The sequence below is a fragment of the Paenibacillus sp. 1182 genome (assembly GCF_017833915.1).
GTDB classification, from domain to species: Bacteria; Bacillota; Bacilli; order Paenibacillales; family Paenibacillaceae; genus Paenibacillus; species Paenibacillus polymyxa_D.
Window position 1 is genome coordinate 221,644 of sequence record NZ_JAFICR010000001.1, and the last position, 22,590, is coordinate 244,233.

Here is a 22,590-nt window from a genome sequence, read left to right on the forward strand (position 1 = left end):
ATGGATACTGAATTTTCAAAGAGTGAGGCTCCCTTTAAGGGAGCCCATCATCCTCAGAGCGATGGAGGAGGCTCCACAGGTATATTGGGTACATCATCTAACAAAAATAATTCCTCTAAAGCGTCAAACGCTCCGGCAGGGGTGTGGAAAGTCGGAAGGCTGTCCATGGGACTTTTCCTCGTCCTGCTGGGGAGCATAACGTTTGCCTCCAAGTTTTGGGGAGCGGGCATACTGGACCAGGCTTTGACCTGGTGGCCTGTCGTTTTTGTTTTGCTAGGTTTGGAAATTTTAATGTATACTGCTTGGAAGGGGACGCGTGAGCGTATTCGTTATGATGTATTCAGTATGTTTATTACGGCGGTATTGGTTTTTTGCTGTATCGGATTTGCCTTGGTCAGTTCATTGGGGATCACTCCGCAAGTCAGAGAAATAATGAGTTCGGTTCAGGAAACAAGGGTTCTCCCAGACTGGCATGAAAAACTGCCTGCCGAAGTGAACAAAGTGATTGTACAGGGAGAAGATCCTTATGCGGTCAAAATTGACGCAACCAGCTCACCGGAAGTGCATGTGTTCGGAAGTTATGTATACACAGGCAAAGAGGACGAAATAAAGGGTCAAGATTTATATCAGACCAAGCAAATCGGCGATACCTTGTATGTATTACTGGGTCAAATTCCGACACGGTTTATGCAGACTCAACAGCAGCTTGATGTTACGATTGCTGTACCTGAGGGAATTACGGTTACTGTGCGCGATAGCCGAGGAAATATAATTGAAAAATAGGGAGATTTTCCGGCTCCAACTTTACATTTTGTATCATTCACGCGATACTTGAAAAGGAAGCCTGAGATGTCATCCATGTCGCTAACTAATGGTGCATTTGCTTATCAGGCGAAACTTGATGGTGTGCAGTCGAATAGCGATTGTGATCGGAAATGAGGAAGCAAAATGATTTCGTTGAATCCTGATACGCTTACAGGGCGTGAAAATTATAAGCTGTTGACCGGAAGTATTATCCCAAGGCCGGTAGCCTTTGTAACGACTTTGAGCAGCGAAGGGGTGCTGAATGGTGCGCCGTTCAGTTATTTTTCCATCGTTGCCTCCGAGCCGCCACTGCTGTCTGTATCCGTACAACGTGTCGATGGAGTATCCAAAGATACAGCACGTAATGCGATGGAGCATAAAGCTTTTGTCGTACATATCACAGACGAGGATAATGTGGGAGCGGTGAATGTGACGGCTTCCCGTTTGTCGCCGCAGGAGAGTGAGGTTACACTGGCAGGCCTTACCCCGATAAAAAGTACAAAAATCGCAGTTCCCGGTGTGACAGAAGCGAAAATACGCATGGAATGTATTCTGGAACAGGTGATACCGCTAGGAGGCAAAGAGGACACACCTGCTTGTGATCTACTAATCGGACGCGTAGTGCAGTATCATTTATCCGAGGAAGCGTACCAAAATACGTATGTGATTGCTAAGGAGTTGCGTCCAGTAAGTCGGTTGGCTGGGAATAATTATGCGAAGCTAGGAGAGCAATTCACGCTGGAGCGTCCCCAATAGGGGGCGCTTTTTTTACAGCACGCCTTAAATTACATCGGAAGGATTCTTATTCATCACATTTCCTTTATGAAGGCAATGTTTAATCTGAATGTTGATATTATTGTGGTGTTTCGAGAGCCAAGTGGAACTTTTTTAATAAAAAAGAGAACGTACCGTGCTTTTCGCTCAGGGCCCGTTCTCGATATTCAATAACCGCTTTTACTAATAATGATACACATCTTTGAGACTTATGAGTTTATTTACTTCAAAGTTTTCAGCAGCAGGGAGCGATACGTCGTTTCAAACAAAAATTCAAACGCCTCCAAATGCTTTTTAGCCTCAAATACATCACGGCCCCACGCATAAATGCCGTGGTTACGCAATAAAATTCCAGGCACCTGATCATTCAGTACACCAGACACCAGCCTGGCAATCGAGGCAATATCCGCGTAATTAGGCAGCACAGGAATATCAATCGCAGCATTTTCTTCCCAAATGTTAAAAGCCTTGATCAGCTCAATACCTTGGATAGGTACAGCGCTTTGCTCACCATAATATTCGGAAATCAGATTGTTAAACACGGTATGCACATGAAAAACTGCTCCACAGCCTGTCAGGCGGTAAATTTCGCAATGGATGAGCGTCTCTGCACTTGGCTTGAGGTTTGTGGCTTCTGCTGCTTTTCCGTATTGGTCTACGAACAGAAAATCCTCAGGAGTGCGTTTGGTCTTATCCTTGCCGCTGGCGGTAACTGCAAAATAAAATTGTTCGGGGTGAAAGTCACCGATTCGGATCGACAGATTACCGCTTGTGCCTGGGAACCAGTTGCGAGATGCGAATAGTTCTTTGACATCAGCGAGCTCTTCCAGTGCGCGGCGTTTTTCTTCCAATGAAATGTCTGCCAAGTTAAAACTCATTTACAGCACCCCTTGCTCCTGTTTTTGCTTTAAATCCTCGATAATGTCATCAAATGTTTCAAAGGGTACATGTGGTACGCCAAGTTCTTGACACTTTAAAGTCAGATGCGAACGGGAGTACACAAGATCGGCAATTTTAGCTCCTTCAAAATCGGTCAGACTGTCGCCGATCAAAATCCGTTCATATTGTTCGGGAGAGTATTGACGAATCACAGTCGTTTTACACATGCCGCAGTCATTTGTACACGGCTCCTCACATGGATGCGGCCACGTAATCTGGATGCGCTCCTCGGAAAAATCTGCTTTGTTGCAATAGACGTGGTCGTGTGGAATATCGAATGGTTTTAGCAATGGATCAATAAAAAAATCAATGCCGCCGCTGGTAACGAAAAATTCAATCTGCTGCTCCCGTACATAGTCCAAAAAGCGTGCAAAGCCCTCGCGTATACCAGCTTGTCCAAGTACATATGAGATAATTTCGCCCTTTTGCTCCGAAGGCATCAAGGCGAACATCGCACCTACGCCTTCACGAATGGATGTATGCCCATTTACGATCTGATGCATGATGGGCTCACAGCCTGCAGGCTGAAAATGCTTCATAATGGCGACAATATTATCGCTGTTCGTAATTGTCCCGTCAAAATCGCAAAAAATGACGGGCTTCTTTGCTGTGCTCATCGTTCACCTCCCCATATGTCAAGCGCAGATTGCAGCTCGGGGTGAGTACGGGCGTATTCTGCCAGCGGGACATTCTGCTGTACGGCTTCAATCGCCTGCACAAAGGCGCGCCCACCGGCTTCTGTACCTAGCGGATGGCCGTGAATCCCACCCCCGGCGTTGACAACAACGTCAGTACCAAAGTCACGTACAATTAACGGCACGAGGCCCGGGTGAATCCCTGCGGAAGGGACAGGCATGCTGGCCTTCAGCGGTAGATCAGGGGTGATCAGTTCATCGCGGATCGCCATGTTTTCCTCACGCGGCATCGTCACTGAGCCGTAGGGAGAAGGGAAGAGGACGAGGTCAGCGCCAGCCAGCCGCATAAGCTGACCAAGTAGAACGGACGCCGATATACCATAATGTGGCGACGGATAAGCAGCTCCCGCCAACGAAGGATGAGCAGCAATTGGCACCGAGACGGCGGGATCGCTGCTAAGTTCATGCAGCACATCGTAACCGTAGGCCAACACGTTAAACAGTAACGCGTTGGCACCCGCGTCGATGGCCTTGAGAGCTTGCGTCTTAAGCTGCGAGGTCGGCCCCGTTAAATTAGCCGCATACAGCAGCTTTTTACCGGTTTCACGCTCAGCCGCTTTGGCGGCTTTGATGCAGGCTTCGACACGTTTTTCAATCGGCGTCAGCGCGTTTTCAAATAAGATCTCGTCGTCCTTGATCAGATCAACACCACCGAGAGCCTGCCGGGTAAACTGTTCACGAAGTTCGTCCAAATTGAGGCCAATTACAGATTTGAAAATGCTCATGAGCAGGGGGCGATCATACACGCCAAGCTGCTCGCGCAAGCCGCTGATACCGAATTTCGGTCCTGGAAAAGCAGAGCGGAATGCTTCCGAGAAACCCAGCTTCGTTAGCTTAATTCGGCCGTCCATCGAAATTTTGCCGAAGACCGTGACCAGCAGAGCGGGAATGTCTCGGCTGAAGTTGACATCCGGGTAAGCGATGGTCAGGTCCGCGTACCGTTCACCGGGACCTCTATCGTGAATATCCACAGAATGAACCGAGCCAAGATGCTTTTGCATCGCGTCCCGTTTGGCTTGCGGGAGCTCAGTCCAGCTGCCCACCGTCATGCCGATGGCAATAGATTGGGCCTTTTGGTTAAAATCGGCTTTGTCATCGTATACCCGGTAGGTCGCCAAGCAATAGCTCATTCAATTCCCTCCTTGAGTACAGCTCCCATCTCGCGGGATCGTTCAGCGCACCGCTGTACCGCCGCAATTACTGTTTCGTAGAAGTCACCTTTGTCCAGCATTTCCAATGCAGCTACCGTAGAGCCATTAGGAGACATAATTTTGTGGCGAAGGGCAGAAGGCTCCTCTCCGGTTTGCTGCACCATACGTGCCGCTCCAAGCGCGGTTTGCACCGTTAGTTCGTGCGCTTGCTCAGGGGTCAAGCCACCACGGATTCCTCCGGCAATCATGGCTTCCATCAGGTAGTAGACATACGCAGGGCCGCTTCCAGATATCCCGGTCAAAACATCCATTTTCTCTTCTTCTATAACCGTTACCGTACCTACAGATTCGAACATTGTAAGCACGTTTTTACGCTGGATTTCGCTGATCTCCTTGGAAAAGCTAATACCTGTGGCTCCCAGCCCAATTGAGCTGGATGTATTGGGCATCGTCCGTGCGATCGGCTGCTTGCGACCCAGCAACGTTTGCATCGTACGAATAGACAATCCGGCGATTACCGAAATGATCAGCTGCTCATCAGACAGAAGTGGGCCGAGCTGTCCAAGTGCTTGTGCAGCATCCTTGGGCTTCATGGCAAGCACAATGACCGGAGAACGACGCAGAAGCTCGGTTTTGGCGGCATCCTCGGTTTGGAACAAGACTCCATATTGCTTTTGAAGTTCCTCAAGGCGAGCCTGATTACTGCGGTTGATGACGGTAATACCACTAGGTTTGACAACAGAACGAGCCGTCATTCCGCGAATAATAGCCTCTGCCATTGATCCTGCCCCGAAAAATGTAATTTGCTCATTAATTAAAACCTTTGTTTGTGATTCACACATAGATTCATAACCTCCAAGGATACAGATTGATTTAAGTTATTATTCCCTGATTTGTCCAGTACCGTACACGCGATATTTGGTTGAAGTCAAGGCAGGCAATCCCATTGGACCACGGGCATGTAATTTTTGTGTGCTGATTCCGATCTCGGCACCAAACCCAAATTCGAAGCCATCCGTGAAGCGAGTGGATGCATTGTGGTACACGGCTGCCGCGTCCACTTCTTGCAGAAAACGCTCGACATGTGCTTTGTCCTCGGTGACAATACACTCTGAATGCATCGTACCGTAACGGGCAATATGCTCCAGTACTTCGTCCAGATTGTTCACGACCTTTACGTTCATAATGTAATCATTATACTCGGTGCCATAATCCTCTTCTGTAGCAGGAACAGCCCAAGGAACCAATTCTCGTGTGCGTGCACAGCCGCGTAGCTCAACCCCCGCATCACGAAAGCGTTCTGCCAATCCTGTTAAATGTGCTTTTGCATAATCCGAGTGTACGAGCAATGTTTCCATCGAGTTACACACGGACGGTCTTTGCACCTTGGCATTCAGTGTAATCGCTTCGGCCATTGCGGTATCCGCTGTAGCATCCAAAAAGGTATGGCATACACCAGCTCCGGTTTCGATGACAGGTACGGTAGCGTTCTGAACAACATTTTGAATGAGTGAACGCCCGCCGCGTGGAATAATTACATCCAGCAAGCCGTTCAAGGTGAGCATTTCGTTGACCGAGGCACGGTCTGAATCTTCAATAAGTTGAAGCGCCTCGCGTGGCACAGCTGTTGCGTCTAGTGCCTGCTGGAGTACTTCGATAATCTTGCGGTTGGAGAAGAGGGCGGCCGAACCACCGCGTAGCACAACCGGATTGCCTGTTTTCAAGCACAGGCCCGCGGCATCCACGGTTACATTTGGACGCGCTTCATATATGATGCCGATGACACCCAGCGGTACACGTATCTTCTCAATTCGCAGGCCGTTTGGACGTTCAATTTGCTCAAGGGTGTCGCCGACCGGGTCAGGCAGTGCCACAATTTGGCGTAATCCTTCGGCAATAGCTCCGATTCGGTCCTCGGTCAGCTTGAGGCGGTCGAGCAGAGATTCTGATGTTCCCTGTTCCCGTCCACGTTTCAGGTCATTATGGTTTGCTGCAATCAGCTCTTCAGTATGATTTACTAGAGCTTCAGCCATAGCAAGCAATGCTTCGTTTTTCTGTGCTGTAGTCAGGCGGTTCATGACCCCGGCACTTTTTTTAGCAAGATTCGCTTTGGTTCGTACTTCGCTAAAATGATTCTCCTCGGTTGCAGCTGTGTTAGTCGTTAAATCACTCATGTTACGGCCTCCCTACATACATAATGTAATCCATTCATCCCTGTGGATCACCTCAAGCCGGTGAATGGGACCAATTTTGCCCACAACCTCGCCGCTGGGTAATCCTTGTACATTTCGGAGCTGTTCATCGTCATAATTGACGATGCCGCGTCCTAACACTTTATTTTCCGGTCCGAGCACCTCAACGACATCTCCGGCATGAAAGCTGCCCTCGACCCGTCGTACGCCAACCGGAAGTAGACTGTGTCCTCCGTGAACCAACGCTTCCTCAGCCCCTTCGTCTACATGCACTGCGCCCAGAGGGGTGGACATAAATCCAAGCCACTGTTTTTTCATCGGAAGTGAAGAGAGGTGGGTGTCAAAATAAGTTCCCGGTCCGTGTCCTTCGACGGCTGCGTCTAGATCACCATTCGCGCTTACGCGTCCCACATATACAGGTACACCGCCGCGTGTAGCGACTTTGGCAGCTTCGATCTTGGATCGCATGCCGCCAGTACCTACAGACGATCCAGAACCTCCAGCTAATGCATAAATCTCCTCTGTAATTTCTTCGATACGTTCAAAACGTACGGCATTCGGATGCTTGCGCGGATCTGCCGTATATACGCCATCGGTGTCCGTAATGATAATCAGATGCTGAGCTTTGACCAGATTGGCAACCAGCGCGGACAGCATATCGTTATCGCCGAATTTCAATTCGTCAATCGATACAGTATCATTTTCGTTAAAGATCGGGATAACCTGCTGGCGCAGCAATTCTTCTACGGTCATTCCGGCATTATTCATCCGTTTGCGGCTCAAAAAGTCACTACGGGTTAGCAGAACCTGCGCGATCACTAGGTCAAAATCTTTAAAAGCCTGCTCATAGGCCTGCATGAGAAGAGCTTGGCCAACAGCTGCTGCCGCCTGCTTTTCATGCAGTAGCTTAGGGCGAAACGGGTACCCAATCTCCCTGAATCCGGCGGCTACTGCGCCTGATGTAACCAGCAGCACTTCATGACCTTTTGCACGAAGCAAGCTGATTTCCCGGGCAAAATAAGCGATGGCTTCCCGATTCAAGCCACCTTCCACTCCAGTCAGAGAGCTGCTTCCGATTTTAATGACGATTCGTGTTGACAAGACGTCCACTTCCTTAATTTTACTCTTTTTAATGCAAAAAAACTTCCATCCTTTGTATGCAAAGGACGAAAGTTTGTGCTTCCGCGGTACCACCTTCATTGATGATTCATGATCATCCCACTTGAAACCTGTTAACGGCAGGGACCGCCTGATTGCGCAGGGCGCTCGGGGATAGGAGTTGGGAGAGAGTCCAGGTAAATTCTTGCAGCCTATCGGAATTTACTCTCTGAACAGGACCGAGTCTCTCTTAATAGTCCCTTCAACGCGCTAAATGATATTGGATACAGAATACCACGAAAAGACCAGGTTTGGCAAAGAAGTTGTAGCTGGAAAATACGGCTTAACCAAACAGGTTTAGCTTGCCAATTCGATCAGCCGCCTCGGTCAGTCGAGTTTCTGAGCTCAGCAGCCCCGCTCGCACATATCCTTCGCCGCCGCTCCCGAAGCCGATCCCTGGAGCGACAGCCACCTTGGCTTCCCGCAACAGCAGATCGGCAAAAGAAGCCGAAGTATAGCCCTGCGGCACAGGCAGCCAACTGAAAAAGGAGCCGCTTGGGCGCGTCGCCTTCCAGCCTATTTGCCCAAGTGCATCATAAAAAGCGTTACGGCGTGATTCATAGCGGGCTACCAGCTCGCCTACGCAGTTCTGCGAGGCCGTCAGGGCTGTCGCCGCTGCTGCCTGAATGCCGCCAAACAAGCTTACATAAATATGATCCTGTAACAGATTAATCATCGAGATGATTTCGGCATTACCGAGCGCGAAACCAACACGCCAGCCCGCCATATTGTACGTTTTGGACAAGGTATAGAACTCAATCCCCACGTCTTTAGCACCCTTAGCCTGTAGGAAGCTTACCGGACGTTCGCCATCAAATCCAATAGCGCCATAGGCAAAATCACTGGCAACCACAATGCCGTTACGTTGCGCGAATTCAACCGTATCCTCGTAAAAGGAAAGTGGAGCAGTAGCCGAGGTAGGATTATTCGGATAGTTAAGGAACATTAGCTTAGCGCGGCGGCGGTCTTCCGCGGAAATGGCTTCATAGTCGGGCAGAAAACGATTCTCTTCCTTTAATGACAGAAAAGACATTTCCGCTTTAGCCAAGGCTACACCAGACCAGTAGTCCGGGTAGCCGGGATCAGGGACGAGACACACATCGCCGGGATTGAGTAAGACTTGCGGCAGCTGAACCAAACCTGTTTTTCCGCCAAACAGGATGGCGACCTCGGTTTCAGGGTTGAGCGTCACACCGTAATCCTCCTGATAGCGCTGGGCAACGGCTTCCTTGAGAAAGCTATAACCGCGAAATGGCGAATATTTATGATATAGCGGGTTATCTGCTGATTCCTGCAAAGCTTTTACAATATGAGAAGGAGTGGGGGTATCGGGGTTCCCCTGTCCGAGATTAATGACATCATGCCCCGCCGCGATTTCACGGTTTACATTTTGTACAAGTGTGGCAAAAAATTGAGTGGGTAACTGTTTCATGACGTCAGAGGAAGGAATAGAAAAATGAGTCATCCATGTACACGACCTTTTGGAATAGTTTAAGAAATAATCTATCACGATTTTACCGAGCTGTATAGGGGGAATTAAGCTTGCATGGTTGCGTAATCCAGACTGATCGGGCTATGATGGGAGAAAATACCGGACAATGGGTCACGAGAAGCTCCGGCTCACAAGGAGGATGAAGGATTTTGACGTATCAGGAAGCTCAGCCGTTCAGTGTTGCACTCATACAAGCTCACATAGAGATAGGAAATCCCCCGGAAAACCGCAGTCATATCCGAGCTTTAATGGAACAAGCGATGAAAGCCGAACTGAGGCCGGATCTGATTGTCCTGCCAGAAATGTGGAACACAGGCTATGCCTTGGAGCGCATTCATGAGCTGGCGGACAAGGAAGGAACGGAGACCCGGGTATGGATAGCAGCATTCGCTGCCACCCACCAAGTGAACGTAGTAGCTGGGTCGATCGCAGAGAAAAAAAGCGACGGTCATGTGTATAATACGATGCTTGTTTTTGACCGAACAGGCAGAGAGGTTGCTTCGTATTCCAAAATTCATCTATTCCGACTTATGGATGAAGAAAAATATTTGCAGCCTGGCGAAGAAAAGGTTTTATTCGCACTGGATGATGGGATTCAGGCAGGTGCGTCGATCTGCTATGATATCCGGTTTCCTGAACTAGCCCGCAGTTTGGCTCTGTCGGGCGCGAATTTGCTGATCGTACCCGCAGAATGGCCTCATCCTCGGCTGCATCACTGGCGCACCTTGCTGACCGCACGTGCTATAGAAAATCAAATGTATGTCATTGCTTGTAACCGGGTAGGTCGCAGCGGAGAAACTGATTTCTTCGGGCATTCACTTATTATTGATCCATGGGGAGAAATCATTGCTGAGGGCGGAGAGCAGGAGGAGATTCTCACAGGAACGATTGAGTCTGCCTTGGTGCAGGACGTGCGTGGTCGTATTCCGGTGTTTGAAGATCGGCGTCCCTCACTGTATGACCGATAATCAGTGTAGAAAGGAATACTCCATGCTTAAGGAACGCATTGAATTTTTGTGTAAAAAGAAAAACCTGTCCCGTAAAGAGCTGGTAGACGGGCTGGTGACACCTGCACATTTTGCGAATATACTGGCCGACCGTTACCCGTTAGCAGAGGATCTGGCCGAGCAAATTGCTGGGCGTTTAGGTGTAAACCCATCGTACCTCTTACGTGCAGCGGCAGAGGATGAGGAAACGCTGGCTACAGCGGATAAGATTTTTACAGAGCTGTCCAAGCTGGCTAATCCTGCCACGGAAGGCTATGTGGATCAGCTGGAGGATCGCAACGATTCACTGGTAGTGGAAATGACGACTTATTTGATGAAGGCCGTTTATTACCAGCAATTAAATGACCCAACGGCCTATGAATATTTACATCAAACCTATTTGAATTTTTATTTGGAGAAGTTTGGTCGTTCGGATGAGGTGGAGCTGCCCGCACCGCTAAAAAAAGCAATTTTATTTTATAAAATCCAGTATCTCCGCTCTAAAAATCATTATTATGATGTGCTGAATAACGTTACGCAGTTAATCCGATTGGTGGAAGAGGGGACGGAAAACTGGCTCAATGCGCAAAACATTATGATGGAGGCCTGCATTCAGGTTAAGCAATTTGATCAGGCGAAGCAGGTATTCGAGCAGACGATGCGAAGGGTGTATGATGATCGGCTTTTTCACCGTTTGACGGGCCTGTATGTAGCTTACAGCGGATATTGTTTTGCCATGGGTTCTGTACAGGAAGCACTGTTAACGCTGTCTATGGCTGAGGCCAATCTAGTCTATTTGGAAAATGCGGCAGATATGCTCACGACCATCCTGAACAACCGGATTATTATGCTGACATCGATTGGAGAGCTGGACAAGGCATTGGAGGAAGTAGGGCGTTTTGAAGCGCTGGTGAGTCGGGAGCGGGAGGAAATGCAGCAGATGATGCTGCCCGTTACGCTGATATATCGTTGTGAGATTGCGTTTGTGCGGAAAAATTGGGGCCTTCTCTCACAGCATTTGGATCAGCTTCGCCAAACCAATCTGACAACAGATCAGCAAATGGGGCTTGATTTTTATGAAAGCCAGCTTGCGCTTGCTCAGGGAAATCAGGACGCCTTTTGGATGCATGCCTTGCAATGCTTGCCTTATTTTGAAGCTCTTCAGCATCCAGCGCGGCTTGAACAGTTATATGAAACGCTGGCTGTGGTGTCCGAGGACAGTCGTCGTTATAAAGAATCATCGGCGTATTATCGCAAACTGGTCTATCTTTTACGAAAAAAATAGCCTGAATTCACTCGTTTTTCACAAAACTATAGGATGGATCGTTCGAAAGAATGCTCGGAAGTGTGCAAAATTTTGTGCAAATCGTGCCAAAGTTCAAAAATAAACCGACAAAATACAGGTTAAAGCTCCTGTTTTTTCGGTTTTTTTTGTATGCGCCAAAACGTATTGTGATGCCATATATCCTCTTTTATACTGAATTTATAGGGAACGACAATACAAAATACGAGGTGCAACCACATGATGAACTTTTTCGGTAAAAAGAAAAAACAGCAGGATGCGATAGAACAAGCAGATCAACTGATGAATAAAGGCCTGTCAGGGTTATTTATGAAAGGTCTAGTACCCAAAGAGCATCGGGAACAGATCAACCAAAGCCTAAATTCGGCAAGACAAGCTCAAACAGCGGCTAACGGTGGTTTGGCGATGGCAGCGACTGCGGTTGTTATTTCGGTAACAGATACCGGGAAGCTCGTGAATTTTGATCCGATCGTGGTGCTAGTGCTAGATGTGACAGAAATTAACGGCAATCGATACCAAAAAACGTTGGAAACGCTCGTATCCAAGCTGCAAATTCCGCGGCCGGGAGATACGGTGGGTCTGGGAAGCAACCCGATAAATCCATCAGAGCTGATCTATATGGGTCTGGTGACAGCGTAAAATGAATGAGGTGTTTCACCCTATCTTGCTGACATATATTTTAAACAGATGATTGAAAGGGGTTTTGAAGGATGAAAGGATTTTTGAGTATGATCGGGGTACTTCTAGTGTTTGGTGTAGGCTTCTCACCATTCTTGGCTAACTACTTATGGAATGATCCATTTTTGATTATGGATGCTCCGTGGTATCGGCCGTTAATTTATACAGGCTTTGCGCTTATATTTCTACCTGGTATTATAGGTGCGTTTTTCGGAGGGGGTAAAGTCAAGAAGGGTGCTCCTGGGGTAGGGATCATTACTAGTGTTCAGCAAACAGGGACTTATGTAAACAATCAGCCGCAGGTAAAGCTTGGGTTGACCGTAACCAAACAGGGAGAAGACAAATATGATACTGCTTTGACGACGATTATTCCTTTAACTTCCATGGCTCAATTTCAGCCAGGCTCGATCATTCCACTCGTAATATCGGAGAAAGACAAAAAGAAAGTAGGACTTGACCTGAAAGGGCAGGTGTCGCAGACGGATTTGCAAGCGTTAATGAATGAGCAAATGGTCAAGCAGGGCGTATCGCCCGAGCTGATGGAAATTGCCAAAACCGGTGAGCAGGCATATGCAAAGGTGCTGGATGTTACACCCATGGGTGAAGCGGGATCCGATAAAATTAAGCTTCAATTTACGCTGAGTGTTACGAAAAGCAACGGCGATACCTTTAATGTAACCACGCAAAAGGATGTTTTTTCTTCCCAACTATCCAAGCTGCAGCAAGGAAGCATTATAGAGGTCATTTATTCACCTCAAGATCCTTCGAAATTGGTCTTTAAAACACAAGTGAGTGAAGCCGAGGTACAGCAAGCATTTGGTTCTTCTCGATCATAAAAAAGTTTTTTATGATACCTGTTTCAGATACAGCCCATAGGTGTATTATAATAGTATCCCGACACCAGGAGGTTGATAACGATGGATAACCAAAGTAGATCCGAACTGGCGAATAGGGATGGCCTGTCATGGCCGAAAGGCTTAAATAGACAGGTTGTCGGAAACAACTATGAAATGGGCTATGATCAGGACAAAAGTCCACCACATCTAGGGAGACCCTGATCACAACAAGGCGAGGACAGACACTTTGGGATCACACAGCACATTGGAACTGAGGTAGGACATTCTTGGATACCAAGACTAGAGACCTTAAGGAAAGAAGTGATGCGGGATGGATAAAGTGGAGTTTCCGAGCAAGCGTAGAGTAATCAGGCGAGGCTGACATGAATTTCAAATGAACATGAAATGTGGTTCGTTGAAGACAGATGGAAGCAACATCGCAACAGTGTAATCGAACCCGTGATCTAATTGCAGTATTGAAAGTATAGGGGCGAAGCCCCAGGACCGTCTTCCTCACTGGCTTGGGCTGGGGAGGAAGACGGTCCTTTTCACGTTCGAGGCTACTTTTGAGAAAGTTGCTCGACTGTTTCTCGGAAGGTATCAATAAAAGCTTCGGCAGCTTTAGACAAATAGCGTCCGTTCCGGTAAGCAATCGCTAGGGTGCGGCTGGGGGTAGGTTCGGCGAGTGGCAGCAATGCTGGAACAAACTCGCTACTGGCGGCCCGTGCGATAAAACGTGGGACGAGTGTCACGCCCATACCTGTCGCTACGAGCGATTGAAGGGTCTCCATATTAGTGCTTTCAAATACCACATTGGGTTCAAAGCCTGCTTGATGACATAGATCCATCGTCAGCTTGCGAAAGCCTTGCCCTTTTTTTAGGACGACAAAAGGCTCGTCTTTCAGTTCTTCCATATGCACTGGCTGCGGCTGGGTACCATTTTTACGCAGGGCTAGGGGATGACCCGGAGGAACAGCGAGATCAATCCATTCTTCACCGATGGGTACATAAGAAAGTGTAGGTTCTACTAAGGGAAGAGAGAGCAGGCTGAGATCTGTATCGCCACTGGCAGTCTTTTTTTCCAGATTCATGGATGAATCTTCGACTAACACGATTTCAATGTCTGGATGAGCCCTCTTGAATACAGGCAGCACATGCGGCAGCAAATGGGAGCCTGTGATAGGCATACTGCCAACGACGACCTTCCCTTTTCGCAGCTGAGAAATATCGTCCATTTCCTGCCGGAGCTGCTCGACTGCATCAACTATTTTTTTTGCCTTTTCTACAAAGCTTGCTCCTGCATGTGTTAATTCCACCGTGCTGGTGTTGCGTTGAAATAAAAGTACCCCAAGTTCTTTTTCAAGTTTGGACAATTGTTGGCTCAAAGAAGGCTGAGCAATATGCAGTTTTTCTGCTGCGCGTGAGAAGTTTTTTTCCGCTGCAATTTGCAGGGTGTACTGAAGCTGTCTGAATTCCATCGAATTTCATGCTCCTTATCTTATAAGCTTTTCCTATTACATCATAGACTGATTATACAATAATAAAATTAAATGCCCAGTCCTGACGAATCTCATGTGTCACAAGTTTTATATAGATGAAGCGTTTTGTCACAAATATCGTTTTTTAATATAGATAATGAATTCCTTTAACATTCTCCTGATAAAACATAATTAATCTTAGTTCTGGTTGTACAAAAAAGGTCTGGGAGGAAAATGAATGCTAAAATGTTGGGGGCTACATACGAAAAAATCGGTGGCTGCACTCGTAGCGACGATGATGCTAGCAGTAAGCGGTGGGACGGCGATGGCAGTCGAAAAGGACACGTCGATTAAAAACGTAATTATTTTGATTCCAGACGGTATGGCTAATGACGCCACTGCACTGGCTAGATGGTACAAAGGATCCTCCTTAACGTTAGACAGCATGGCAAGCGGCATGGTGCGTACGCATTCTGCGGATGCTCCAATTGCCGATTCTGCTCCAGCGGGTACTGCTTTTGCCACAGGACATAAATCTCATACTGGGTATGTAGGTGTCCTTCCTGATGAAGCGACAATGCCTGGACAACAACCCATTGCAGGGGGTGACGCCAAAAAGCCTGTAGCTTCCATTCTTGAGGCTTCCAAGCTGGCAGGAAAATCGACCGGAATTATTGCGACTTCCGAGATTATGCATGCGACACCAGCTGATTTTACCGCACATTATCCTGATCGTAAAAATTATGATGCACTCAGCATGCAGCAAGCCTACAACGGGGTTGACGTAGTGTTAGGTGGAGGCGGCAAGTTTTTGGAGGCAGCAGGGCGTAAAGATGGCCAAGATTTGGTAGCCCAAATTAAAGACCAGGGTTATGACTTTGTCACGACACCTGAAGGGTTGAAAAAATCGACCTCCAGCAAGCTCTGGGGCAGCTTTTCTCCCGAAGCCCTTGCGTATAACCTGGATCGCGATGCATCCAAGGAACCTAGTCTGGCGGAAATGACATCGAAAGCCATTGATGTGTTGTCCAAAAACGATAAAGGCTTCTTCTTAATGGTAGAAGGCAGTAAAGTGGATTGGGCCGCCCATGCAAATGATCCAACCGGAATTATTAGTGACGTGCTTTCATTTGACGATGCGGTGAAAGTTGCTGTGGATTACGCCAAACAAAACCAAAATACTGTCGTCGTAGCAGTGACAGACCACGGAAACGGTGGATTGACGATTGGTAGCAGCGATACAACTAGCAATTATGACAAAACGCCTTTAGCTTCTTTTATAGACCCGCTGAAAAAAGCGAAGCTGACGGGGGAAGGCTTGGAAGCCAAGCTGAATGCAGATCGTAGCAATATTAAAGAGGTGCTTTCCACGTATTTTGGCATCACCGATTTGACAGACGAAGAAGTGAAAACCATTAAAGATGCCAAAGAAGGCAGCATGAACTATGCTGTCGGACCGATCATTAGCAAACGTGCGAATATTGGCTGGACTACAGGCGGACATACAGGAGGCGATGTCGTGTTGTACACGTACGCGCCGAACGGAGACCGTCCATCCGGTGTAATCGACAATACGGATGTAAATAAGTATATGACACGTGTACTTGGACTGGACTTGGATACAGTCAGCAAGCAGCTTTTTGTTCCTGCAAAAGCCGCTTTTGAAGCTAAAGGAGCCAAGTTTACTGCGGATACGAAAGTCATTACAGTGACCAAAGGCAGTAACAAGCTGGAACTTCCGGTATACAAAAATATTGCTATGCTGAATGGTAAAAATACCACGCTCAACGGTGTAGTTGTATTTAACGGTGTTGATTATTTTGTACCCCAGCAGGCAATTGATTTGATTCAGTAACATGCAGAATCATCGACAAGGGCTGTTTCTTCCATTAGGGGAAGAGACAGCTTTTTTGTGTGTTAAGCTAAATGTGTATTTTTTGAGGCGGAAGTTGAAGAAGGTTTTTATAAAATGGGATTTTTTGTGAAACTAGTCACGTTACATCTTCTTCGATATTGCTAGAATAATACATGTACGGTACAAGCCGCCGATGATGTGAAGTCCGGATGGACGAGGGAAGAAGGGATGAGTCACGGACGAATTATTACTGCGTCTGGCTGACGGCAAGGAATGGACGCATACGGAAATGATGGAGTTGCTGACACGTTTGGATGATGAGCCGACGCTGCGGGCTCAACTGAGGCACCTGGCAGCTCGCACCAAATTGGAGCGCTATGGAAAAGGTGTTTTTTTACGGGGATTAATTGAATTCTCCAGTATATGTCGTCAGGACTGCATGTACTGTGGGCTGCGTGCTTCGAATAAACAGGCAGATCGTTACCGTTTGCAGCCGGAAGAAATTCTGGCCTGTTGTGCGGAGGGCTATGAACTCGGCTATCGGACCTTTGTGCTGCAAAGTGGGGAAGATTACTGGTTTACAGCAGCCCGGCTGACGAAATTGATTCGAGAAATTAAAAGCCGTTTCGCGGATGTGGCAGTCACACTGTCCATCGGTGAACGAGATGATGAAACTTATGAGCAATTATACGAGGCGGGCGCGGACCGTTTTTTGCTGCGGCATGAGACAGCTTCCCCCCGTTTGTACGCCAAGCTGCATCCGACGATGACGATGGAAAGCAGGCGCAGCCGTCTGCTGGCTTTGCAACGAATCGGCTTTCAGATCGGGGCCGGATGTATGGTGGGGTTACCAGGACAAACAAATAGTGAATTAGCAGACGATTTGGTCTATCTGCATAGCCTGTCACCAGATATGATCGGGATTGGTCCTTTTTTACCGCATAGCAACACGCCGCTTCGGGATGCCAGTCAGGGGAGCATGGAAAAAGCTCTCGATATTATTTCGTTATCCCGACTGGTTGTTCCAGATGCACTTATTCCGGCGTCCACGGCAATGGGAACGATTCATCCCCAAGGCAGGGAGAAGGCGCTTCAGGCAGGGGCAAATGTGGTGATGCCCAATTTGTCGCCACTGGCGGTGAGGCCTAAGTATGCGATTTATGAGAATAAAATATGTTTGGGAGATGAGTCTGCCCAATGTCGTCATTGCCTGGAGCTACGGATTCGTGGAGCGGGATTTGAAGTCGATATGGGGCGCGGTGATAGTTTGAGGGTGCAACGACAACTTATGAGACAGGAAACTTTGTGAGGCTATGACGGAAACATTGCAGTAACCATAAATAAGGAGATGGGTATACGTGAGTGGAGTACGGGAGAAAGTGTCGGCGGATTTTATTAATGAAGCAGAGATTATGGCAGCAGTGGAGCAGGGGAAACAAGAGGCAACAGATCGACACCGTATTTTAGAAATTTTAGAAAAGGGGAGAGCCTGCCGGGGACTGAGTGCGAGTGAAGCGGCGGCTCTTTTGCATGTGGATGATCCTGAATTATTGGAAGAGATGTTCAAATCTTCGAGGGCAGTCAAAGAGCAAATTTATGGCAACCGGATTGTGTTGTTCGCCCCTTTATATGTAAGCAACCACTGCGTGAATAACTGCGAATATTGTGGTTATAAACATACCAATGACAGCTTTACTCGTAGCCGTCTGACACCGGAGGAATTGGTGGAGGAGGTTAGAGTGCTTCAAGAACTGGGACACAAGCGACTCGTGCTGGAAGCGGGAGAAGACCCAGTCCATTGTCCCATTGACTATATCGTCGATTGTCTGCGCCAGATCTATGAGGTCAAGGTGGATAACGGCAGCATTCGGCGGATCAATGTGAATATTGCATCCACAACCGAGGAGGACTATCGGAAGCTGGCAGAGGTGGGCATTGGTACGTATATTTTATTTCAGGAAACGTATCATCGGGAAAGCTATCGTAAATTCCACCTACAGGGACCAAAGCGGGACTTTGATTGGCATACTACCGCCATGGACAGAGCCATGCGTGCGGGTATAGATGATGTGGGGATCGGTGTGTTGTACGGCTTGTATGATTTCCGCTATGAGACCGTAGCGATGCTGAAACATGCCGAGCACTTGGAAGAAGCCTTTGGCTGTGGCCCTCATACGGTTTCAGTTCCACGATTGCGTCCGGCTGAAAATGTAGATCTGGAGCGATATCCGTACCTGGTCAACGATGAGGATTTTATGAAAATTGTATCCGTTCTTCGACTGGCTGTCCCTTATGCTGGAATGATCCTGTCCACGCGCGAGGAGCCGGAATATAGGGACCGCGTCATTGGTCTAGGCGTGTCGCAGATTAGTGCAGGTTCAGCTACAGGCGTAGGGGCATATGCAAAACAGGAAACTGATGATAAGCCTCAATTTGAGGTGGGGGATCATCGCTCACCATCGGAAATTATTAAAAGTCTGTGCCGTGGCGGATATATGCCGAGCTATTGCACAGCTTGCTACCGTGAGGGGCGAACTGGAGATCGTTTCATGGAGCTTGCCAAATCAGGACAAATTCATAATGTATGCCAGCCGAATTCGCTGCTGACCTTCCAAGAATATCTGCTGGATTATGGGGATGAGGAGGCACGTGAACTGGGAGCTGCCGCTCTGCGAGAAAATCTGGAGCGTATACCACGTGAATCAACGCGCCGTTTGACGCTTGACAGACTTGAACGACTGGAAGCAGGCGAACGCGATTTGTATTTTTAGCAATTTATATTATTCGTAGTATCATTTCACGCTATGAAACCTCATGATTTATAATGAACTTGAAAATAAAAGCAGTCGCGTTGAAATCAGCGCGACTGCTTTTGTGTGTCTGGAAAAAAATATGAATACCGAGATGAGGACTTTTAGGAATAACTGCCGGCCTCTACAGCTTGCTCCCATGCCAGCATAGCAGATGGGAAGCATTCAATAGCACGGGGAAAGACCCCCTGTACATAAGCGATGAAAACACCATAGTTCACAATCGGCACGCCGGCAGCTTTCGTTTCCGACATTCGATGAAGCATCGTACGCCGATTGAGCATGCATGCACCGCAATGAATAACCAGTGCATATTCGCTCAGATCATCAGGGAAGCTGGAGCCGGATGCATGCTCAATGATGAGTCGTTTGCCTATTGTTTGGCGGAGCCAGCGTGGAATTTTCACTCGACCAATATCGTCAGATTGGCATTGGTGAGTGCAGGCTTCGGCAATAAGTACACGGTCTCCATCCTTGAGGCGATCAATGGCTCTTGCACCTCGTACCAGTTCGTCCAGATCGCCTTTATGACGGGCAAACAGGATGGAAAAAGAGGTGAGAGGCACATCTTTGGGCGTGTCAGCCGCTACTTTCATAAAAACCTGTGAATCGGTAATGACCAAACGAGGCTTGTGTCCCAATCTCTCCAGTGTCAATCGTAGTTCATGTTCTTTGGTCACTACGGCGATGGCATCACTCTCTAGTGTATCGCGGATTGTTTGCTGTTGTGGCAGGATCAATCGGCCTTTTGGTGCAGCTTTGTCGATGGGAACGACCAGCACAACAACATCGCCGGGTGACAACAGGTCACCGACGATACGAAAACGATCCTCGTTTTGGGGGAGTGTATTCGTGATAGCCTTTTTCAGTTCCGTGTCTCCCCGGAGTAAAGATGCACTGAAAGGAATCAAGGTGAGATCCAGTTCAGTTGCCAGTTTTGTAGTCGTTTTATCTGATTCTGTAAGGGTATCTGTCTTATTCAATACCCCAATAACAGGAATCTTTTTGATACGGAGCTTTTCGAGTAGCTCATGCTCGAATGATCCGACTCCAACGGTGGCGTCGATAACGAGCAGGGCCAAGTCTGTACTATTAAGTATTTCTAGCGTTTTGTTGCGGCGCAGCTCTCCGATCTCACCCTCATCGTCCAGTCCGGCGGTATCCACCAAAACAATGGGACCCGCTGGAAGCAGCTCCATCGGTTTGAAAACGGGGTCCGTGGTCGTTCCTCCTACAGGAGATACCACAGCGACGGGCTGACCAGTCAGGGTGTTCAGAATGCTGGATTTGCCTGCGTTACGGCGACCAAGCAGGACGATATGTGGTCGGTTGCTACGAGGGGTATCATTCATTCCCATGGTGAGTTCCTTCTTCCTGCCCCGGAATTCCGGGCTTGGTTACTGTATAGGGATGGCATAATTGGTCAATCCGCGAACGGGTCAGTAGGCCGCGATCTTCTGCAATATCCTCTGGTGTGCGACCTTGCACAATGGCCGCCGATGCAATGGAGGCAGCCTCATCATAGCCAAGCTCCGCGACCAGCGCAGAAGCCATCACGGCTGAGTTACGTAGATTTGTAATACAGCGTTCCTCACGCACGATCAGGCCACGCACACATCGTTCTTCGAATAGTCGAACCGCGCTGTTCAGAATATGTAGCGATTCCAGCAACGATTCGGCAATCAGCGGCAGGAATGCGTTTAGCTCCAACTGACCCGAGGCAGCGGCCATAGTGATAGCCGCATCTTCGGCTATCACACGCATGGCTGTTAGTCCTGCCATTTCAGCTATTACCGGATTGACCTTGCCAGGCATAATAGAGGATCCGGCCTGAACTGGAGGCAGCGTGTATTCGCCAATACCACCGAAAGGACCAGAGGCCAGTAGGCGAAAATCGCCAGATATTTTGTACAAATTCACGGCGGCTGACTTGAGTAGACCGGACACCTCCACAAAGACATCCATATTTTGAATCGGGTCCATCGGGTGGTCGCTGCGACTCAGTCCAAAGCCGGTCTCATCCGCCAGTTTTTCGACCATCCGATAGCTGTAAGCGCGGGGCGCGTTCATACCTGTGCCAATCGCCGTGCCTCCAATAGGGATTTCCCGCAGCCGCTCTTCGGCCTTATAGAGACGCCAGCGGTCGCGCGCTATAGCCTTTGCATAGGCACCAAAGCCCTGCCCGGCCATCATGGGCAGGGCATCTATTAGCTGAGTGCGGCCTAGCTTGAGTAGGTCGGCATATTCTGTTTCTTTGTGCTGTAAAGCATCCTGTAACGAAGACATTGTGTCACATAAAGGCCGAAGCAGCCGTATCGCTGCAATTCGTAGCGCTGTGGGATAGACATCATTCGTAGACTGACAGCAGTTCACATCATCCAGCGGATGTACAATTTCATACTGCCCTGGTCTGCCTCCTAGCTGTACGATGGCCAAATTAGCAATGACCTCATTTACATTCATATGGGTACTGGTGCCTGCGCCGCCTTGCATAGCATCCACGGTAAACATATGTTGGTGTCTCCCGGCGAGTATTTCATCACAAGCATATACAATGGCAGAGGCCCGTTGGACAGGAAGCCGTTTCTGCTCTCCATTCACTTGAGCGGCTACTTTTTTTACCAACACAAGAGCGTGGATCAGGTTTGGGTTCACAGGTCTGCCACTGACCGCAAAATTGTTCATCGCGCGTGCGGTGTGAATACCGTAAAAGGCGTCTGCGGGAATTTCCATCTCTCCTAACGCATCCCGCTCGGTTCGCGTATTTGTAGGTAGAGGGAAACCTTCAGTCATAGACCTGTTGCCGGAATGCGTGTCATATGCAGCAGCTGACGTGCACTTGCAGCGCGTTTTTCCTCAACCCGAGCATGAACCAGATCTGGCTCGACCAGCTTGAGGGCTTGTGTTGGACATTTACCAATGCAGGCCGGGCCGCCGTCCACACCTTCGCACAAATCACATTTGCTGGCAATCATGCGTTCTTTGGGTTGCAAACGGCCTGACATATTGGTGTACAGTCCGTCTTGAACGACAGGCTGCCCGTTTCGATACTCGGGTACCATGGTAATCGCGCCGTAAGGGCAGGCGATCATGCAGGTTTTACAGCCAATGCAGCTTTCACTGTTAATGAGAATGCAGCCATCTGCGTTCGTAATGGAGCCGTTCGGACAAGCGTTAGCGCATGGGGCATCCTCACAGTGACGACACTGAACGGGTGCAGTGACTCCAAATGATTTAATAACCTTCAGACGAGGGTGAAAATGAAACTCATCATCTGGTGAGATAAAAGGGTTCTCCGCTGAATGTGCGATGACACATGCGATTTCACAGGTACGACATCCGATACACTGGTCGGGATCAGCTAAAACAAAACGGTTCATACAATTCGACTCCTCTCTAACTAACGACAAATATAATGTATACAGCATAAAAAACTTAA

The 22,590-nt window shown here is 48.4% G+C and carries 21 protein-coding genes; 10 read left to right on the forward strand and 11 right to left on the reverse strand.

Annotated elements, in window-relative coordinates:
* Together JOD82_RS01140 and JOD82_RS01145 are read left to right on the forward strand one after the other, a co-directional pair.
* Window positions 1-783 carry a hypothetical protein gene (locus JOD82_RS01140; RefSeq protein WP_069011514.1) on the forward strand — a complete coding sequence of 261 codons (783 nt, stop codon included), beginning with the start codon at window positions 1-3 and terminating at the stop codon, window positions 781-783.
* A gap of 165 nt (window positions 784-948) precedes the next feature.
* A complete protein-coding gene (locus JOD82_RS01145; protein WP_029517382.1) occupies window positions 949-1,560 on the forward strand; it encodes a flavin reductase family protein in 612 nt (203 codons plus the stop codon).
* 239 nt (window positions 1,561-1,799) lie between these two features.
* Here JOD82_RS01145 and JOD82_RS01150 read toward each other — a convergent pair whose 3' ends face one another.
* The 7 genes from JOD82_RS01150 to JOD82_RS01180 all read right to left on the reverse strand — a co-directional run bounded on the left by JOD82_RS01150 (window position 1,800) and on the right by JOD82_RS01180 (window position 9,178).
* On the reverse strand, window positions 1,800-2,456 hold the full coding sequence (locus JOD82_RS01150; RefSeq protein WP_029517383.1) for a methylthioribulose 1-phosphate dehydratase: 657 nt from the start codon (window positions 2,454-2,456) through the stop codon (window positions 1,800-1,802).
* Window positions 2,457-3,134 carry a 2-hydroxy-3-keto-5-methylthiopentenyl-1-phosphate phosphatase gene (locus JOD82_RS01155; RefSeq protein WP_029517384.1) on the reverse strand — a complete coding sequence of 226 codons (678 nt, stop codon included), beginning with the start codon at window positions 3,132-3,134 and terminating at the stop codon, window positions 2,457-2,459. It abuts the gene before it with no gap.
* On the reverse strand, window positions 3,131-4,342 hold the full coding sequence (locus JOD82_RS01160) for a 2,3-diketo-5-methylthiopentyl-1-phosphate enolase (protein WP_209947392.1): 1,212 nt from the start codon (window positions 4,340-4,342) through the stop codon (window positions 3,131-3,133). Before JOD82_RS01160 ends, JOD82_RS01155 begins: the two co-directional genes overlap by 4 nt.
* A complete protein-coding gene (gene proC, locus JOD82_RS01165) occupies window positions 4,339-5,205 on the reverse strand; it encodes a pyrroline-5-carboxylate reductase (RefSeq protein WP_165177165.1) in 867 nt (288 codons plus the stop codon). Before proC ends, JOD82_RS01160 begins: the two co-directional genes overlap by 4 nt.
* Before the next feature lie 39 nt (window positions 5,206-5,244).
* Window positions 5,245-6,537, reverse strand: coding sequence for a glutamate-5-semialdehyde dehydrogenase (locus tag JOD82_RS01170; RefSeq protein ID WP_209947394.1), 1,293 nt, complete (start codon window positions 6,535-6,537; stop codon window positions 5,245-5,247).
* A gap of 12 nt (window positions 6,538-6,549) precedes the next feature.
* Window positions 6,550-7,755: a glutamate 5-kinase gene (proB, locus tag JOD82_RS01175; RefSeq protein WP_069289799.1), complete on the reverse strand. Its 1,206-nt coding sequence runs from the start codon at window positions 7,753-7,755 to the stop codon at window positions 6,550-6,552.
* 241 nt (window positions 7,756-7,996) lie between these two features.
* The gene (locus tag JOD82_RS01180; protein ID WP_209947396.1) at window positions 7,997-9,178 is read right to left on the reverse strand and encodes a pyridoxal phosphate-dependent aminotransferase; all 1,182 of its coding nucleotides are present in this window, start codon (window positions 9,176-9,178) and stop codon (window positions 7,997-7,999) included.
* 176 nt (window positions 9,179-9,354) lie between these two features.
* Between JOD82_RS01180 and JOD82_RS01185 the strand changes: the two genes are divergently transcribed.
* The 5 genes from JOD82_RS01185 (at window position 9,355) to JOD82_RS01205 (ending at window position 13,230) form a co-directional block, all read left to right on the forward strand.
* A complete protein-coding gene (locus JOD82_RS01185) occupies window positions 9,355-10,173 on the forward strand; it encodes a carbon-nitrogen family hydrolase (RefSeq protein ID WP_209947398.1) in 819 nt (272 codons plus the stop codon).
* 22 nt (window positions 10,174-10,195) lie between these two features.
* Window positions 10,196-11,476 carry a helix-turn-helix domain-containing protein gene (locus tag JOD82_RS01190; RefSeq protein WP_029517391.1) on the forward strand — a complete coding sequence of 427 codons (1,281 nt, stop codon included), beginning with the start codon at window positions 10,196-10,198 and terminating at the stop codon, window positions 11,474-11,476.
* 237 nt (window positions 11,477-11,713) lie between these two features.
* Window positions 11,714-12,133, forward strand: coding sequence for a hypothetical protein (locus tag JOD82_RS01195; RefSeq protein WP_209947399.1), 420 nt, complete (start codon window positions 11,714-11,716; stop codon window positions 12,131-12,133).
* A 71-nt stretch (window positions 12,134-12,204) separates the two neighbouring features.
* Complete coding sequence (locus tag JOD82_RS01200) at window positions 12,205-13,008, forward strand: hypothetical protein (RefSeq protein ID WP_209947401.1); 804 nt, start codon at window positions 12,205-12,207, stop codon at window positions 13,006-13,008.
* Window positions 13,009-13,089: 81 nt separating this feature from the next.
* Window positions 13,090-13,230, forward strand: a complete 141-nt coding sequence (locus JOD82_RS01205) for a hypothetical protein (protein ID WP_209947403.1) — start codon at window positions 13,090-13,092, stop codon at window positions 13,228-13,230.
* A 338-nt stretch (window positions 13,231-13,568) separates the two neighbouring features.
* On the opposite strand, the gene JOD82_RS01210 is transcribed toward JOD82_RS01205, so the two are convergent.
* Entirely contained in the window at window positions 13,569-14,486 is a 918-nt protein-coding gene (locus JOD82_RS01210) for a LysR family transcriptional regulator (protein ID WP_069011521.1), read from the reverse strand.
* Between the two features lie 238 nt (window positions 14,487-14,724).
* Between JOD82_RS01210 and JOD82_RS01215 the strand changes: the two genes are divergently transcribed.
* From JOD82_RS01215 to hydG, 3 genes are all read left to right on the forward strand, one after another.
* Window positions 14,725-16,341 (forward strand): alkaline phosphatase, encoded by a 1,617-nt coding sequence (locus JOD82_RS01215; RefSeq protein ID WP_209947405.1) that lies wholly within the window; start codon window positions 14,725-14,727, stop codon window positions 16,339-16,341.
* A 256-nt stretch (window positions 16,342-16,597) separates the two neighbouring features.
* The gene (gene hydE, locus JOD82_RS01220; RefSeq protein WP_257791715.1) at window positions 16,598-17,650 is read left to right on the forward strand and encodes a [FeFe] hydrogenase H-cluster radical SAM maturase HydE; all 1,053 of its coding nucleotides are present in this window, start codon (window positions 16,598-16,600) and stop codon (window positions 17,648-17,650) included.
* 49 nt (window positions 17,651-17,699) lie between these two features.
* Window positions 17,700-19,112: a [FeFe] hydrogenase H-cluster radical SAM maturase HydG gene (gene hydG, locus JOD82_RS01225; RefSeq protein ID WP_013310651.1), complete on the forward strand. Its 1,413-nt coding sequence runs from the start codon at window positions 17,700-17,702 to the stop codon at window positions 19,110-19,112.
* A 143-nt stretch (window positions 19,113-19,255) separates the two neighbouring features.
* Here the strand turns inward: hydG and hydF are convergent, their stop codons facing one another.
* From hydF to JOD82_RS01240, 3 genes are read right to left on the reverse strand one after another with little or no spacing between them, the layout of a single operon-like run.
* On the reverse strand, window positions 19,256-20,509 hold the full coding sequence (gene hydF / locus JOD82_RS01230) for a [FeFe] hydrogenase H-cluster maturation GTPase HydF (protein WP_209947406.1): 1,254 nt from the start codon (window positions 20,507-20,509) through the stop codon (window positions 19,256-19,258).
* A complete protein-coding gene (locus JOD82_RS01235) occupies window positions 20,496-21,944 on the reverse strand; it encodes an aspartate ammonia-lyase (protein ID WP_209947408.1) in 1,449 nt (482 codons plus the stop codon). The genes hydF and JOD82_RS01235 overlap by 14 nt, the downstream gene beginning before the upstream one ends.
* Window positions 21,941-22,531 (reverse strand): 4Fe-4S dicluster domain-containing protein, encoded by a 591-nt coding sequence (locus tag JOD82_RS01240; RefSeq protein WP_013310648.1) that lies wholly within the window; start codon window positions 22,529-22,531, stop codon window positions 21,941-21,943. Before JOD82_RS01240 ends, JOD82_RS01235 begins: the two co-directional genes overlap by 4 nt.
* Window positions 22,532-22,590 lie beyond the last annotated feature (59 nt).

Excerpts from the sequence above, each read along its gene's own strand:
- JOD82_RS01150 (WP_029517383.1), bottom strand. The coding sequence starts at position 2,456 with ATGAGTTTTAACTTGGCAGACATTTCATTGGAAGAAAAACGCCGCGCA.
- proC (WP_165177165.1), bottom strand. The coding sequence starts at position 5,205 with ATGTGTGAATCACAAACAAAGGTTTTAATTAATGAGCAAATTACATTT.
- JOD82_RS01195 (WP_209947399.1), top strand. The coding sequence starts at position 11,714 with ATGATGAACTTTTTCGGTAAAAAGAAAAAACAGCAGGATGCGATAGAA.
- JOD82_RS01235 (WP_209947408.1), bottom strand. The coding sequence starts at position 21,944 with ATGACTGAAGGTTTCCCTCTACCTACAAATACGCGAACCGAGCGGGAT.
- JOD82_RS01200 (WP_209947401.1), top strand. The coding sequence starts at position 12,205 with ATGAAAGGATTTTTGAGTATGATCGGGGTACTTCTAGTGTTTGGTGTA.
- JOD82_RS01205 (WP_209947403.1), top strand. The coding sequence starts at position 13,090 with ATGGATAACCAAAGTAGATCCGAACTGGCGAATAGGGATGGCCTGTCA.
- JOD82_RS01155 (WP_029517384.1), bottom strand. The coding sequence starts at position 3,134 with ATGAGCACAGCAAAGAAGCCCGTCATTTTTTGCGATTTTGACGGGACA.
- JOD82_RS01180 (WP_209947396.1), bottom strand. The coding sequence starts at position 9,178 with ATGACTCATTTTTCTATTCCTTCCTCTGACGTCATGAAACAGTTACCC.
- JOD82_RS01140 (WP_069011514.1), top strand. The coding sequence starts at position 1 with ATGGATACTGAATTTTCAAAGAGTGAGGCTCCCTTTAAGGGAGCCCAT.
- JOD82_RS01145 (WP_029517382.1), top strand. The coding sequence starts at position 949 with ATGATTTCGTTGAATCCTGATACGCTTACAGGGCGTGAAAATTATAAG.
- JOD82_RS01160 (WP_209947392.1), bottom strand. The coding sequence starts at position 4,342 with ATGAGCTATTGCTTGGCGACCTACCGGGTATACGATGACAAAGCCGAT.
- hydF (WP_209947406.1), bottom strand. The coding sequence starts at position 20,509 with ATGGGAATGAATGATACCCCTCGTAGCAACCGACCACATATCGTCCTG.
- proB (WP_069289799.1), bottom strand. The coding sequence starts at position 7,755 with ATGAAGGTGGTACCGCGGAAGCACAAACTTTCGTCCTTTGCATACAAA.
- JOD82_RS01170 (WP_209947394.1), bottom strand. The coding sequence starts at position 6,537 with ATGAGTGATTTAACGACTAACACAGCTGCAACCGAGGAGAATCATTTT.
- JOD82_RS01240 (WP_013310648.1), bottom strand. The coding sequence starts at position 22,531 with ATGAACCGTTTTGTTTTAGCTGATCCCGACCAGTGTATCGGATGTCGT.
- JOD82_RS01190 (WP_029517391.1), top strand. The coding sequence starts at position 10,196 with ATGCTTAAGGAACGCATTGAATTTTTGTGTAAAAAGAAAAACCTGTCC.
- JOD82_RS01210 (WP_069011521.1), bottom strand. The coding sequence starts at position 14,486 with ATGGAATTCAGACAGCTTCAGTACACCCTGCAAATTGCAGCGGAAAAA.
- JOD82_RS01215 (WP_209947405.1), top strand. The coding sequence starts at position 14,725 with ATGCTAAAATGTTGGGGGCTACATACGAAAAAATCGGTGGCTGCACTC.